We start from the raw sequence: 15139 nt of genomic DNA on the forward strand, positions 1-15139 counted from the left end.
TCGCAAGGAAAAGGTCGGTTAAACCTTCCTTCTCCTTTCGGTTCGATATGTCAATACAACAGCATACGCTTCGAGCATTGCTGGCGAAGAATCACGTCCAAACTGAGGCAAGGCGCGAACGCAGGCGTGAAGCACAGCCGCAACCGCGGCGAAAGCGCACTGCCTCAGCTTACCCTGAGATAGCTCGTCATCCCCGTCTTCTGATGCTCGATGATATGGCAATGCAGCAGCCAGTCGCCGGGATTGTCGGCGACGAAGGCAAGCTGCACCTTCTCGTCTGGCTGAATGAGATAGGTATCGGAGACCAGCGGTATCACCTCCCGCGTCGAGGAGGAGATCACCGTGAAGCTCATCCCGTGCAGATGGATCGGATGGGCATGCGGCGTGGTATTTTCCAGATTGAAGACATAGCTCTTGCCAAGCTTCAATTCCGCAAGCGGCGCCGTCGGATCGGGCGTATCGCCTGGCCACGGCACCTTGTTGATTGCCCAGAAACTGTAGCCGAGCGTGCCGCAGATACTTTCGACGGCGGCATTCTCGGCGGTGGCGCTCAGTATCAACGGGATCTGCTCGGCGGCGGAAAGATCGGCCTTCGGGACGGGATTCTCGACAAGCGGCCCGAGATCGCCGATATCGCGCTTCAGCGATGATCCGACCGCGCGCAGGCTGGCGATCACCTTCGGCGCCGTGCCGCGGATATCCTCGAGCGTCGCGACCGCACCTTCACCATCCGGCATGCGCACGGCAAGATCGAGCCGTTGACCCGGTCCGATCTGCAGGAGGTCGAGGGAAAAACGCTTCGGCACCGGATTGCCGTCGATCGCAATCACTGTCGCATCGGCGCCTTCCATCTTCAGCGAGAAGATCCGCGTCACGTCGGTGACCGCGATGCGCAGCCGCACCAGCCCGCCGGCCGGCGCGTCATATCGCGGCTCCTGATGCCAGTTGGCGGTGCGCACCGTGCCGTAGGTACCGGTCTTGGCAGCGTCGCGCGGCCGGAAGGGAGTGATGAAGTGCCCGTCGCCGCCGAGCCGCCAGTCACGCAGGTTCAGCACCACCTCGGCATCGAACTCCGGATCGGTCGGGTCTTCGACGACGATGACGCCGGTCATGCCGTGCCCCATCTGCGTCAGCGTGTTGCAATGCGGATGATACCAGAAGGTGCCGGCATCGGGTGGCGTGAAGGCATAGTCGAAGCTGTCGCCGGTATAGATGTAGGGCTGAGTCATGAACGGCACGCCGTCCATGCGATTATCGATGCGAAGCCCGTGCCAGTGGATCGTCGTCGGCTCGTCGAGCTCGTTTTTCAGCCGCGCCGCATAGGGGCGCCCTTTTGTCATCCTGAGAACCGGCGGCATGCCGTCATGGCCCCAGCTCATGATATCCTTGGTCGGTCCCGCCTCGGTCAGCATGGCTTCGGTCTTCACCGCCGCCAGCAACTGCGGCTCGGGAGCCGCTTCGGCAAATCCGAATTTACCGGCAATGCCGATGCCGACACCATAGGCGCCCGCGACAGCGGATGCCTTCAAGAGGTTGCGGCGGGTCAGGAGAGGCATGCGGAGGCTCCACAATGAGAATGTCGATCCTTTTAAAGTTGACCAGCATCTTCAGCAATACGGGAAGCGCGGCCAAACTGCCGCAGCATACCGGTCGCAGCCTCGCCATAAACGCGTGTCAAACGCCCGGCCGCTTGCGCCAAGCCTTGACAAATCGGAGCGTCCATGCGCTTTTCCGCCCGATTTTCTTGTCGGCGCTTGAGGGTCTTGGAACCCTTGCTGCCGTCTTAAGCCACATCCAGGATTTGAGATCATGCATCGCTACCGCAGCCACACATGCGCCGCCCTCCGCAAGACGGATGTCGGCTCGACCGTCCGTATTTCCGGCTGGGTCCATCGTGTCCGAGATCATGGCGGCGTTCTCTTCATCGACCTTCGCGACCATTACGGCATCACCCAGGTGGTCGCCGATCCGGACAGCCCGGCCTTCAAGATGGCTGAGACCGTGCGTGGAGAATGGGTCATCCGTATCGATGGCCTCGTCAAGGCCCGCACTGAAGACACCGTCAACAAGACCATGGCGACCGGCGAGATCGAGCTCTACGCGCAGGAGATCGAAGTTCTCTCCGCCGCCAAGGAATTGCCGCTGCCGATCTTCGGCGAGCCCGACTATCCGGAAGACGTTCGCCTTAAGTACCGCTTCCTCGATCTTCGCCGCGAGACGCTGCACAAGAACATCGTCAAGCGCACGCAGGTGATCTCCGCCATGCGCCGCGAAATGGGCAATGTCGGCTTCACCGAATATACGACGCCAATCCTGACGGCCTCCTCGCCGGAAGGCGCGCGTGACTTCCTCGTGCCGAGCCGCATCCATCCCGGCACTTTCTACGCGCTGCCGCAGGCGCCGCAGCAGTACAAGCAGCTTCTGATGGTTGCCGGTTTCGACCGCTACTTCCAGATCGCCCCGTGCTTTCGCGATGAAGATCCGCGCGCCGATCGCCTGCCGGGCGAATTCTACCAGCTCGACCTCGAAATGAGTTTCGTCGAGCAGGAAGACGTCTGGAACACCATGGGTCCGCTGATGACCTCGATCTTCGAGGAATTCGCCGAAGGCAAGCCGGTTACCAAGGAATGGCCGCGCATTCCGTATGACGAAGCGATCCGCAAATATGGCTCAGACAAGCCCGATCTGCGCAACCCGATCGTCATGCAGGCCGTGACCGAACATTTCGCCGGCTCCGGCTTCAAGGTTTTCGCAGGCATGATCGCCTCTAACCCGAAGGTCGAGATCTGGGCTATTCCGGCCAAGACCGGCGGTTCCAGAGCGTTCTGCGATCGCATGAATGCCTGGGCGCAGTCGACCGGTCAGCCTGGCCTCGGCTACATCTTCTGGCGCAAGGAAGGTGACAAGCTCGAGGGCGCCGGCCCGCTTGCAAAGAACATCGGCGAGGAGCGCACCGACGCGATCCGTACCCAGCTCGGCCTCGATGACGGTGACGCCTGCTTCTTCGTTGCTGGCGATCCGGCCAAGTTCTACAAGTTTGCCGGTGAAGCCCGCACCAAGGCCGGCGAAGAGCTGAATCTTGTCGATCGCGACCGTTTCGAACTCTGCTGGATCGTCGACTTCCCGTTCTTCGAATGGAGCGAGGAAGAAAAGAAGGTCGATTTCGCACACAACCCGTTCTCCATGCCGCAGGGCGGCCTCGACGCGCTTCAGAACCAGGATCCGCTGACCATCAAGGCGTTCCAGTATGACGCCGTCTGCAACGGCTTCGAAATCGCCTCGGGCTCGATCCGTAACCAGTCGCCGGAAACCATGGTCGCCGCCTTCGAGAAGGTCGGCCTCAGCCAGCAGGACGTCGAGGATCGTTTCGGCGGCCTCTACCGTGCCTTCCAGTACGGCGCCCCGCCGCATGGCGGTGCTGCCTTCGGTATCGACCGTATCGTCATGCTGCTCGTCGGCGCGAAGAACCTGCGCGAAATCTCGCTCTTCCCGATGAACCAGCAGGCCCAGGACCTGCTGATGGGCGCGCCGAGCCCGGCAAGCCCGACACAGTTGCGCGAGCTCTCGATCCGGCCGATCCCGCCGGTCAAGAAGGACTGAGATCGTCTGATCCCGAATGCAAAAGCCCGGCAAATCGCCGGGCTTTTCGTTTGGTTCGATCGCTCACAATGCCGCGTAGATCGCCTCGCGAAGATCGACCGTGAACTTGCCCCACATGCCCTCCAGCGTCGTGTTCGTCAGCGCAACGACGGTCAACCCGTTGACCGGGTCGATGAACCAGCTATGGCCGTAGACGCCGCCGCATTTCAGCGTGCCGTTGGGGAAGGGGACGCCTGCCTCAACCGGATTGGTGATAACAGACCAGCCGAAGCCAAAGCCGGAGCCGGGTTCATGCTGCTGGCGGCGCCCGCCGGCCTGGTCCGTCATCATCATCTGTACGGTTTTGCTCGAGAGCAGCGGTGCGCCACCCCTACGGATGGTTTCGAGTACGGCGAGCACGTCGCCCGCCGTTCCCGCCATGCCGGCGCCGCCCGAATGATACGAGGCGGGGTCGAAGATGCGGTTCGGCGCGAAGCGGATGGGACCCATCTCCGACATTACCAGCGCATTCTCGCCCATCAGCGTCGGTTCCGGTGAAGCGTTCATATAGGCCGCTGCCAGCCGGCTGCGGTCGCGAACCGAAAACGCGGTATCGGCAAGGCCAAGCGGTTTCGTCACCAGATCGGCGACTGCCTCGCCCAGCGGCACGCCCGTTTCCGCCTCGATGACGCCGCCGAGAACATCCATGGCGACGGAATATTGCCAGTCGCTGCCCGGCGCGAAATGCAGCGGTACGCTAGCGATCCGTCGCAGGTTCTCGGCCAGTGGCAGTCCCGGTTCGGCAAGGCCGTCGGAAACGCCGGCGCTGATATACGGGCCGCCGTCCTCTTCGGAGAAGCTATAGCCGAGGCCTGATGTATGGGTCAGCAGGTGGCGGATGAGAATGGTTGCTTCGCTGCCATCAGGCAGCCTCGGCCGGAAGTCCGGCAGCCATCTCGTCACCGCGTCGTCGAGCCCGATTTTTGCCTGCTCGACGAGCCGCATCACGGCGATGGTGACGATCGGCTTGGTGATCGAGGCAAGCCTGAAGATCGTGTCCTCGCGCATCGCCAGACCGCTTTCGCGGTCGGCAAGGCCGGCGGCGCGGCGATGCACGATCTCTCCGTCGCGGGCGACGAGCACCACCGTTCCCACAAGCCGCCTTTCGTCGAGCGCGCTTGTGATTGCCGCATCGACCGCCGCGGCAAGGGATGAATTCCTGTCGGCATCTGCCATTTCGAGGGGAAGACTCATCAGATTAAGCCTTCTATAATCACAATGACCGTTCCTGAATATAGAAAGCCGCCTCGAATTTCTAGAGTGATCATTGTGAAAAATAGTACTGACATGAAAAATCCTGCCGCCCGCCGCCGCGGCCGCCCACCGGCTTTCGACCGGGAGACCGTTCTCTCGGCGGCGCGCGAGACCTTCTGGGCGCATGGATATGAGGGCGCCTCGATCGCCGATCTCACTGCCGCCATGGGCATCACGCCGCAAAGCCTCTATGCCGCCTTCAACTCGAAGGCCGATCTCTATCGAGCGGCGCTGGAGCAATACCGAACGCTGGGCTCCGACACGTTTTCCTCTCTCGGCGAGCCGATCGACACCGTGTCCGCCTTCGAGCGCATATTGCGGGGCTCGGCCGCCATTTTCTCGGCTCCGGAGCATCCGAAAGGCTGCATGATCTCGACGGCCGTGCTGAACTGCGCCAGCGAGAACGACGTGATCGCCGACCATGTTGCGGCGATGCGTCGTCGGTCGCTGGACGCTTTCACGGCAAGGATCGAGCGTGGCATCCGCGAGGGTGATATCAAGGCCGGGACGAACCCCCGCGCGCTGGCACGGTTCCTCGGTGCCATCATCCAGGGCATGTCGGTGCAGGCGAGGGACGGCGCATCGCTAGAGGAATTGCTTGATATCGCAGTCCTCGCCATCGCCGAGGTCGCCCGTCATCGCGCCTGAAAACGAAAAGGCCCGGCAGTTCACTACTGCCGGGCCTTTCGTCGCAAGATCGAAGTGATCAGTCGTTGGCAGTGACCTTGACGCCAAGCACTTGCGGCAGCGTGTTCGGAGCGCCCATGGCGGCGCCCACGATCGTCGGGAACGGCACCGGCTTCTCAGGAGCGGCCTTGACGGTCAGGCTCTTCGGATCGTCGAGGAAGGTGTTGACGGCAGCCGAAACGGCGTTCTGCAGTTCCGGGATATTGAGCTGTGCCAGCATGATCGGCGTCATCGCCTTCAGCGAATCCGCCATCTGCTTGCCCGACATGTTCTGCTGCGAGCCGGCATAATCCAGCGCGCGCTTGGTAATCGAGGCATCTTCGAAGCGCACCTGCGCCGCCTCGAAGGACAGCTGCTGCATCAGGCCGAGCATGGCAAGGCCAAGCGCCTGCTGCGATTCTTCCTTGTTCGCACTGGCTTCGGATTGCTTCATCGCATCCTGCAGCGACTTCACGAAGGCCATCGTGTAGCCCGAGATCTTGAAGCCAAGGTTCAGCTTGCCGATGTTGGTGAAGTCGAAGGCGAATTCCGAAATGTCGATCGTGCCGGGGGCAAGTTCCCAGGCGCCCTTCATGGTGATGTCGCCCTGGATGTGCTGCAGGGCCAGCTTCTCGATCGCGTCCTTGCTCTGCGGATCCTCGGCTTTGCTGAGATCGGCCTTCAAGCTTTTGAAGGCGCCGTCGAAATCGAAGCCGGATTCGTCTTCGCGCAGTGTCAGATTGACGTCGCTTTGCAGCAACGAGAACACTTCCGCGCCGTCCTTGACCACCTTCAGCGGGCCGGTATGGGCGGTTTCGTAGAGCATCATGGTATCGAGCGTGTCGCCGCCCGCCGTTGCCGGGATCGAGATACCGCCAAGCGTCAGCTCCTGCGCCGTTACCGTGACGCCGTCTTTCGTGGTGTTGATATCGGGGAAGGCGGCCTCTTCTATGTAATAGCCGCCATCCTCGTCTTCTTCGACGCCGGAAAGGGTGACTTCGCCGACAGCCAGGCTTTCGCCGCCGGCCGATTTGACGCTGACATTCTTCAGCGTCGCGGTCGTGCCGTCGATATCGACGGCGTCAGCCGAAATCGTTCCGCCCTGTACGGCATAGGCGGCATTGAGCTTCTTCAGCAGATCGGCGCCGTCGAGGGCGAAAGCCGAACCGGCGAGCGAGAAAAAGGCGGCGCCCGACAGCATCAGCCGCGTTGTCCGGGAAAAGTTCATGGGGTGTTTCCTCTGGTGGCGTGGTGGCGGTTGGAAATCTGCAGTTACGCTACTACGGATTAGGCCCGCTTTATATTTGCGGATCTCTAAATTTCTGTTGAGAGGAACGGCAAACGAAGTCCAAATTGCGGCGGAACGTTTGTCTCATCCTTTGATGTCAGTCCCAAGACTTCATCCACAGCCGTAATGGCCCGGATTCCTTGCCCGCCGGCCTCTTCTGAGCTAGTCAGGACCTATGGGACAAGAGATTTTGCCGCCTTCAGGCGGAGACGACGATCACATCCAACCGGTCGACCTCAAGGCGGCGCTCGAGCAGCGTTACCTTGCCTATGCGCTGTCGACCATCATGCACCGCGCTCTGCCTGATGTGCGTGACGGGCTGAAGCCTGTCCATCGCCGCATCGTCTATGCGATGAACGAGATGGGGCTGAGGCCGAACTCGGCCTTCAGAAAATGCGCCAAGATCGTTGGCGAGGTGATGGGTAACTACCATCCGCACGGCGACCAGTCGATCTACGACGCGCTTGCCCGTCTCGCCCAGGATTTCTCGCAGCGCTACACGCTGGTCAACGGCCAGGGCAATTTCGGCAATATCGACGGCGACAGCCCCGCCGCCATGCGTTACACCGAATCGAAGATGACGGCGGTCTCCGAACTGCTGCTCGAAGGCATCGATCAGGATGCCGTCGATTTCCGCGACACTTACGACGAATCGAATTCCGAGCCGGTCGTCCTTCCGGGCGCCTTCCCGAACCTGCTCGCCAACGGCTCATCCGGCATCGCCGTCGGCATGGCGACCTCGATCCCGTCGCACAATGCCCACGAGCTTTGCGACGCTGCCCTGCATCTGATCAAGCATCCCGATGCGACCGTCGAAAAGCTGGTCGAATTCATTCCCGGCCCGGATTTCCCCACAGGCGGCATCATCATCGATAGCCGCGACAGCATTATCGAGAGCTACCGCACGGGGCGCGGCGGTTTCCGCGTGCGGGCGAAATGGCAGACGGAAGATCTCGGCCGTGGCGGCTACCAGATCGTCATCACCGAAATTCCCTTCCAGGTGCAGAAATCGCGGCTGATCGAGAAGATCGCCGAACTGCTGATCGCCCGCAAGCTGCCGCTGCTGGAAGATATCCGCGACGAATCGGCCGAGGACATTCGTGTCGTGCTTGTGCCGAAGACCCGAAGCGTCGATCCGACGATCCTGATGGAATCGATGTTCAAGCTGACGGAACTCGAAAGCCGCTTCCCGCTCAACATGAACGTGCTCTCCATGGGCCGCATCCCGCGGGTCATGGCGCTGAACGAGGTCCTGAGGGAGTGGCTGGACCACCGCCGCGAAGTTCTGCAGCGCCGCTCGCGCTTCCGCCTTGCAGCGATCGACAGGCGCCTCGAAATCCTCAGCGGCCTGCTGATCGCCTACCTCAACATCGATGAGGTCATCCGCATCATCCGCGAGGAGGACGAGCCGAAGCCGGTCATGATGGCGCGCTGGGATCTCACCGACAATCAGGTCGAGGCGATCCTCAATATGCGGTTGCGCGCCTTGCGCAAGCTGGAAGAGTTCGAGATCCGCAAGGAATTCGACGAACTCACCAAGGAAAAGGGCGAGATCGAGGCGTTGCTTTCTTCCGACGACAAGCAATGGCAGACGGTCGCCTGGGAAATCGGTGAGGTGAAGAAGAAATTCGCCAAGGCGACCGAGATCGGCCGCCGCCGCACCCAGTTTGCCGACGCACCCGAGACCGACGAAGAAGCAATCCAGCAGGCGATGATCGAGAAGGAACCGATCACGGTCGTCATTTCCGAAAAGGGCTGGATCCGCGCATTGAAGGGCCATATCGCCGATACGGCGACGCTGACCTTCAAGGAAGGCGACGGCTTGAAGATCGCCTTCCCGGCGCAGACGACGGACAAGATCCTGATCGTCACCACCGGCGGCAAGGCGTTCACGCTCGGCGGCGACAAGCTGCCGGGTGGCCGCGGTCACGGCGAGCCGCTGCGCATCATCGTCGATATGGATAACGACCAGGCGGTGCTGACCGCTTTCGTCCATGATCCCTCACGCAAGCAGCTGATCGTCTCGACCGCCGGCAACGGCTTCGTCGTTCCGGAGGCCGAGCTGGTCGCCAATACGCGCAAGGGCAAGCAGATCATGAACGTCGGACTGCCCGAGGAAACGCAGCTGCTCGTGCCCGTCAGCGGCGACCATGTCGCCGTCGTCGGCGAAAACCGCAAGCTGCTGGTCTTCCCGTTGGCGCAGGTGCCGGAAATGTCCCGCGGCAAGGGCGTGCGTCTGCAGCGTTACAAGGATGGCGGTATTTCCGACGTCCGCTGCTTCGCCATATCAGATGGCCTCGTCTGGGAAGACAGCGCCGGCCGCACCTTCACGAAGAACAAGGACGAGCTTGCCGAGTGGCTGGCCGACCGAGCCACCGCCGGCCGCACCGTGCCGAAGGGCTTCCCGCGCAGCGGCAAATTCGCCGGCTAGAACAGGATGATTTTAGGCCTCTTCGGCCTAAAATCTGAATCCTTCTAATATAAATAATAAGAGCATGATGTCGTCCGAAAACCGCTCACACTTTTCGGCATCATGCTCTAAGGGCACGACAGCGCCGCGCGTCTTTTCAGACGTATAAAAGGCGCTGTAACCCGCTGAATGGCTGGATAATTTTATCCTTCAACCGATTCCGCTTGAAGGAATGATTCAGTATATTCCGAGCCCGACTCTTGGCGGGCGCGACAATTCCTCTATCTCAATCCTGTTAGCAAAAATATGAGCAGGCCGGCTCCGGAGGCGGACGGAATGGCCGCAGGCCGCGCACGGGAGGAGTGTGCGCGCCATTACCGGAGGAAAATCGATGCCCGCCAGCACCATCAAACTGCATGTCAGCCAAACCTATAGGGTGCCGCCCGCCGTCGTCTACGACGCCTGGCTCAACCCCGAAATCGCCCGCCGCTTCCTGTTTGCGACCGATGACGGTCACGTCATCCGCGCCGATATCGATCCGCATGTCGGCGGCCGTTTCTTCGTCGTCGACCGCCGCCCGACTGGCGACGCCTTCCACCAGGGCGTCTTCCTGGAATTGAAGCGCCCGCAACGCATGGTCTTCAGTTTCTCCGTCGAGGAGCACGACCACAATTGCGATCGTGTCGAAATAAATATTGAGCCTCTCGGCGGCGGCAGCCGTCTGACGTTGACCCACGAAATGTGCGCCGAATGGGCCGAACACGAGGAAAAGACCCGGCAAGGCTGGGCGCATGTGGTCGAAGGGCTTGGCAGGGAACTGGAGCAGGAGCAGTTCAAGGCTACGGGTTGAGCGGTATGCTGAAATCTCGAAGGAAGCGGGTCGCACCTTCTTCGTCGATCTCACCGGCGGCTACGGCAAGAACGAAAGCGTAGAGATTGGCATCGGTCGTTTCGATCTCGTAGCCATTTTCGAGAAGGAACACACCGGCGGTTACAACCGCGATCCGCTTGTTACCGTCAACGAATGCGTGGTTGCGGGCAAGACCGAAAAGACATGCGGCGGCGAGTTCGATGACGTTGTCGCAGCCGTAATTTGCCTTGTGCATCGGCCGGCCGAGAGCAGATTCCAGCGCGCCTTCGTCACGCAGTCCTGTGAGGCCGCCGAAGCGCTCGATCTGCATTTTCTGCAGGCTCTCCACCAACGGTCTCGTCAGGAATTTGAAGGCCATTATTCGGCCAGCTTTTTCAAGGCGACCTTATACTTGTCCATGAAATATCGCGCCGCCTCGAGCTGACGAGACAAATCTTCATCGGCCGGCTTCAAAGTGATGCCACCGTTTTCCATCTGCAATTCCAGTGAATCGCCGGTCGTCAATCCAAGACGGTCGAGGGTTTCCTTAGGGATGATAATACCCTCGGAATTGCCGATCTTGCGGATCGTGACGTTCATCGCTTCATCCTCTGTGTGGTAACGGAGTTATAACATGAGGCCGAGCAGGCGACAACGTCCTAGCCTGCCATTTGCCTGATGCTTTTCCTCCGCACCATCCAGGCGGAATGCGCCGCGATCGCCGCCACCAGGATGCCGCCGCCGACCAGTGTCATCTTCGTCGGCGTTTCGGCAAAGATCAGCCAGACCCAGATCGGTGCGAGCACGGTTTCGAGCAGGTAGAACATGCCGACTTCAGGCGCCGAGAGGTAACGCGGCCCGGTCGCCAGGCACCAGAAGGCAAGCGGCATCATCACCGCGCCGTTGAAGAGGATCCAGGCGGGATGCTCGATCGAAAAACCGCCTGTCGGTATGACCGAGATCAGGCCGACCGCCGCCGGCAATACCGTCGAAAGCAGCGAGACGAAACCCATCTCCCGGCGGGAGGCGCGGCTGATGGTGATGGCGGCGGCAATGATGAAGGCGGTCAGCAGCGCCATGATATCGCCGAAGAGATGGCCGCCCGAAAGCCCATCCCGCACGATCAGACCGACGCCGAAGATCATCGCCGCCATGGCGATCAGCGTTGCTAGCGCCGGCCGCTCCTTGAGGAAAATCCACGAAAGAAGGGCGGCGAACATCGGATTGAATGCGATGATGAAAACGACATTGGCCGTCGACGTGTTGAAAACGGCAAGAAGGAAGACCACCGTCGTCAACCCGTAGAGCAGGCCGGTTGCGAGGCCCGGCCAGCCCGGCACGAGCACTGGCCATCGCCCGTTGGCGATCCTGAGCACTGTGGCGACCAGAAGCGTCACGCCAAGGGTCGCGATGCTTCTCGCGGCAAGGATCGACCACAGCTCGCCGTCGGCGAGCCGCATGAGGGGGATATCCACGGAAAGCGCCAGCCCGCCGATCGCCGTCAGCAGCAGGCCCTTCCGATGGTCGGAAAGAGCGGTGGGGAACATTCAGTCGTGGGTGCTCTCGGGCATGGACGAGGGATCGAAGCGTTCCCAGCCGCGCGGGGTCAGATGCTCCTGCGGCTGGAAGCGCGTCTTGTAGTCCATTTTCCGCGACCCTTGAACCCAGTAGCCGAGGTAGACATGCGGCAATCCCAGCGCTTTCGTGCGCCTGACATGGTCGAGAATCATGAAAGTGCCGAGCGAACGCCGCTCAAGCGCCGGATTGAAATAGGAATAAACCATCGACAGGCCGTCGCTCATCGTGTCGGTGAGGGCGGCGGCCAGCAACTCGCCTTTCGGACGCTGCTCCAATCCGGAGCCTTCCTCGCGGCGGCGGTATTCGATGATTCTCGTATTCACATGTGTGTCTTCCACCATGATTGCATAGTCGAGCACGGTCATGTCGGACATGCCGCCCTGCTGGTGGCGAAAATCGAGATAGCGTCGGAAGAGCGAATATTGCTCGCTGGAAGGCTGGGCTGCGAATTCGGTGGCGATGACGTCGGAATTGGCGCCAAGCACCCGCTTCATCGATTTGGTCGGCTCGAATTCCTGGGCGAGAATTCTGACAGAAACGCAGGCGCGACAGGATTCGCAGGCCGGACGATAGGCGATGTTTTGTGAGCGGCGGAAACCGCCCTGCGTCAGGATGTCGTTCATCTCGGCGGCGCGCGGGCCGACCAGATGGGTGAACACCTTGCGCTCCATCTCGTGCGGCAAGTACGGACACGCAGCCGGGGCCGTCAGATAAAACTGCGGGGATGGCGTCGTCTGCGTATTCATTTGTCGCGGAAATTTCCCTGTCGAGACCGTGCCGTTTCCTGACAGCATGACCTAAGAATAAAAAACGTCAACAGCGGGGCGCTTTTCGCCCTTCATATCAGTCTTCTAATTCTAGATATGGAGCGCCGGCGCCCTCCGGCAAAGAGAAGGCGGAGACTTTATTTCGTCTCCGCCCCGAGATCGCAGTTAGGGTTTCAGCCAAAGTCTCAGCCAAAGTCTCAGGCGGTGCGCACCGTCGCCGTGCCCACCAGCAGGTCGTGGACGAGACGGCTGCGTTCGATAAACAGGCCGGCAAGCAGGATGAGCGGCGTCAGCACCGAGTTGAGGATCCAGAACAGTGCCAGATGCACGATCGCCGTCATGAAATCCATCGGCCGCCCATCGACGCGCACGATCGCGATTCCCATGGCGCGCATGCCCAGCGAGGCCTGGCTTGGCCCGCCCACAGTCAGGCCGAAGTAAATGCCGGCGACGATGACGAAGAGGGCAGGGTAGAGAAAGAAGCCCAGCCCCAGCGTGACGATCGACAGGAAGAACAGCACGATCGCCGCGGGAATGCAGAGCAGCGCCACGATGACATAGTCGAGAATGAAGGCGAAGACCCGGCGGCTCAACACGCCGCTATAGGCGCGCCAGTCCTCCGGTGCGGCATAAAGCGGATTGGGGTTGTAGCTCATCTCAATCTCCTCAGGAAAAGCGATGCCGCTGATATGGTATCGGCAGGGCAAAATGCAATAATCTGCCCCAGATGCGGATGGTTTTAGGCCGGATCGGCCTAAAACCATCCGCATCTAAATCAAAGAAATGGAGCATGATGTCGTCCGAAAACCGCCGACACTTTTCGGCATCATGCACTACAGCGCCGCGCGTCTTTTGAGACGCGCAAAGGACGCTGTAGCACTTTGAGTTGCTGCATAATTTTATCCTTAAATCGATTCCGATTTAAGGAATTATGCAGTCACCGCTTTGCGAGAATTTTCGCCACTTCGACCGCGAAATAGGTGAGGACACCGTCGCATCCCGCCCGCTTGAACGACAGCAGCGTTTCGAGCATTGCCCGCTCGCCATCGATCCAGCCATTCATCGCCGCCGCCTTGATCTGCGTATATTCGCCGGAAACCTGGTAGGCGAAGGTCGGCAGGCCGAAGGCCTCCTTCATCCGCCAGCAGATGTCGAGATAGGGCAGGCCGGGCTTGACCATCAGCATGTCGGCGCCCTCCTCGACGTCGAGGGCCGCGTCGCGGATTGCCTCGGTGCCGTTGGCTGGGTCGATATAATAGGTCTTCTTGTCGCCTTTCAGCAGCCCGCCTGTCGAGATCGCCTCGCGATAGGGGCCGTAGAAGGCGGAGGCGAATTTCGTCGCATAACTCATGATGCCGACGCTCTGGTGGCCGGCCGCATCGAGCGCCATGCGGATCGCGCCGATGCGCCCGTCCATCATCTCCGAAGGCGCGATGATGTCGGCGCCGGCATCCGCCTGCATGACGGCGGCGCGTGCCACCTGGTCGACGGTCTCGTCGTTGACGATCTCGCCGCCTCTAAGGATGCCGTCATGGCCGTGGCTGGTGAAGGGATCGAGCGCGACGTCGGTAATGACGCCGATATGAGGCACCGCCTTCTTGATCGCCGCCGTCGTCTGATTGATCAGGTTGTTGGCCTCGAGGCTGTTCGAGCCGGTCTCGTCACGCAGTTCCATCTCGATATTCGGAAAGGTGGCAAGGGCCGGAATGCCGAGGCCGGCCGCTTCGCGCGCGGCTTCGACGGCCTTGTCGATGCTCATGCGGTTGACGCCCGGCATGGCCGGGATCGGGTCGATGATGCCGGAACCCGGCACGATGAAGATCGGCCAGATCAGGTCGTCGACCGTCAGCCGGTTCTCCTGCACCAGCCGGCGCGTCCAATCCGCCTTGCGGTTGCGCCGCATGCGGCGATGACCGGTGATGTCGTCGACGAGATGCGTCCTGTCCTGCATGATATCTGTCCTTGGCCCATTCCATTTATCGGAGCGCTCATTATCATGGCACCTGGAAAATCCAAACCGGACGATTGGCCGCGGCGGAAAAACCTCTGGCGCATAACCCGAAAATCGGAATGGATTTTCGGGTTATGCGCCAACTCAATGTTATAGAGCGTCCCTGGCGCGTCTTGTCAGACGCTCGGACGCCCTTGTGAAGATGCAACCCCAAACCGATGTCTGCGCTATGGAAACCGAATCCCCGACGATACCGAAACGCACACTGGCGGATATCCTCTTCATTCTCTTCCTGAGGCTGGTTGCCGTATCCTGCTTCTGGTTCGGCCTGCAATATTGGGCGATGCTCGTCGGCTATTCGCTGGTCGGCGCCGGCCGCTTCGATCTTTTGAGCCTGCCGTGGAAGGTGGCGAGCACCAGCCTCGCCGTGCTCTTCCCCGTCGCCTCCCTTGGCCTCTGGCTCACCGTCTCCTGGGGACCGGTCATCTGGGTGCTGGCCGCCGGCGGGCAGATCCTCATGTATGGCCTGCTGCCGGATATTTTCGGCCCCAACAAGCTGATCATCCTGCTGCATCTCATGGTCGCCGCCGTCTACTGGATTTTCCGCCTGCTGCTATGGCTGGAAAAGCGCCGGCACCGCCGCCAGGTAAGTGTTGATTTACCCTGAGACAACGTGGGGTTACCGGTAAGGCTCCGTTAAGCCTGCGGTTTAAGTCGAATTTTATATGTATTCGAT

General features: G+C 60.7%; 14 protein-coding genes. 5 read left to right on the top strand and 9 right to left on the bottom strand.

The features are described 5' to 3' along the window. Positions 1 to 164 precede the first annotated feature (164 nt). Positions 165 to 1556, bottom strand: a complete 1392-nt coding sequence (locus ELH03_RS06350) for a multicopper oxidase family protein (protein ID WP_130766180.1) — start codon at positions 1554 to 1556, stop codon at positions 165 to 167. 253 nt (positions 1557 to 1809) lie between these two features. On the opposite strand from ELH03_RS06350, the gene aspS reads away from it, so the two are divergent. Beyond that, positions 1810 to 3600 (top strand): aspartate--tRNA ligase, encoded by a 1791-nt coding sequence (gene aspS, locus ELH03_RS06360; RefSeq protein ID WP_130766181.1) that lies wholly within the window; start codon positions 1810 to 1812, stop codon positions 3598 to 3600. 63 nt (positions 3601 to 3663) lie between these two features. Here the strand turns inward: aspS and ELH03_RS06365 are convergent, their stop codons facing one another. Beyond that, positions 3664 to 4833, bottom strand: coding sequence for a serine hydrolase domain-containing protein (locus ELH03_RS06365; protein WP_130766182.1), 1170 nt, complete (start codon positions 4831 to 4833; stop codon positions 3664 to 3666). A 66-nt stretch (positions 4834 to 4899) separates the two neighbouring features. Here ELH03_RS06365 and ELH03_RS06370 point away from each other — a divergent pair, with 66 nt between their 5' ends. Further along, entirely contained in the window at positions 4900 to 5541 is a 642-nt protein-coding gene (locus ELH03_RS06370) for a TetR/AcrR family transcriptional regulator (RefSeq protein ID WP_130766183.1), read from the top strand. A 58-nt stretch (positions 5542 to 5599) separates the two neighbouring features. Here the strand turns inward: ELH03_RS06370 and ELH03_RS06375 are convergent, their stop codons facing one another. Then, positions 5600 to 6787: an aq_1923 C-terminal domain gene (locus ELH03_RS06375; RefSeq protein ID WP_128401290.1), complete on the bottom strand. Its 1188-nt coding sequence runs from the start codon at positions 6785 to 6787 to the stop codon at positions 5600 to 5602. 235 nt (positions 6788 to 7022) lie between these two features. On the opposite strand from ELH03_RS06375, the gene parC reads away from it, so the two are divergent. Both parC and ELH03_RS06385 read left to right on the top strand, forming a co-directional pair. Next, positions 7023 to 9278, top strand: a complete 2256-nt coding sequence (gene parC, locus ELH03_RS06380) for a DNA topoisomerase IV subunit A (RefSeq protein WP_128401291.1) — start codon at positions 7023 to 7025, stop codon at positions 9276 to 9278. A gap of 370 nt (positions 9279 to 9648) precedes the next feature. Beyond that, the gene (locus tag ELH03_RS06385) at positions 9649 to 10107 is read left to right on the top strand and encodes an SRPBCC family protein (protein WP_128401292.1); all 459 of its coding nucleotides are present in this window, start codon (positions 9649 to 9651) and stop codon (positions 10105 to 10107) included. Here ELH03_RS06385 and ELH03_RS06390 read toward each other — a convergent pair. From ELH03_RS06390 to hemB, 6 genes are all read right to left on the bottom strand, one after another. Next, positions 10097 to 10486, bottom strand: a complete 390-nt coding sequence (locus tag ELH03_RS06390) for a type II toxin-antitoxin system death-on-curing family toxin (protein WP_128401293.1) — start codon at positions 10484 to 10486, stop codon at positions 10097 to 10099. The genes ELH03_RS06385 and ELH03_RS06390 overlap by 11 nt on opposite strands. Then, entirely contained in the window at positions 10486 to 10707 is a 222-nt protein-coding gene (locus ELH03_RS06395; protein WP_128401294.1) for an AbrB/MazE/SpoVT family DNA-binding domain-containing protein, read from the bottom strand. Before ELH03_RS06395 ends, ELH03_RS06390 begins: the two co-directional genes overlap by 1 nt. A gap of 59 nt (positions 10708 to 10766) precedes the next feature. Next, positions 10767 to 11654 (bottom strand): DMT family transporter, encoded by an 888-nt coding sequence (locus tag ELH03_RS06400; protein WP_128401295.1) that lies wholly within the window; start codon positions 11652 to 11654, stop codon positions 10767 to 10769. Continuing rightward, positions 11655 to 12431, bottom strand: a complete 777-nt coding sequence (locus tag ELH03_RS06405) for an arginyltransferase (protein WP_018241509.1) — start codon at positions 12429 to 12431, stop codon at positions 11655 to 11657. 218 nt (positions 12432 to 12649) lie between these two features. Then, positions 12650 to 13108: an RDD family protein gene (locus ELH03_RS06410; RefSeq protein WP_003547150.1), complete on the bottom strand. Its 459-nt coding sequence runs from the start codon at positions 13106 to 13108 to the stop codon at positions 12650 to 12652. A 281-nt stretch (positions 13109 to 13389) separates the two neighbouring features. Continuing rightward, a complete protein-coding gene (gene hemB / locus ELH03_RS06415; protein ID WP_130658676.1) occupies positions 13390 to 14403 on the bottom strand; it encodes a porphobilinogen synthase in 1014 nt (337 codons plus the stop codon). A gap of 229 nt (positions 14404 to 14632) precedes the next feature. Between hemB and ELH03_RS06420 the strand changes: the two genes are divergently transcribed. After that, positions 14633 to 15070, top strand: coding sequence for a DUF6163 family protein (locus ELH03_RS06420; RefSeq protein WP_128401297.1), 438 nt, complete (start codon positions 14633 to 14635; stop codon positions 15068 to 15070). Positions 15071 to 15139: the final 69 nt, after the last annotated feature.

Source organism: Rhizobium beringeri (genome assembly GCF_004306515.1).
Classification (GTDB): Bacteria; Pseudomonadota; Alphaproteobacteria; order Rhizobiales; family Rhizobiaceae; genus Rhizobium; species Rhizobium beringeri.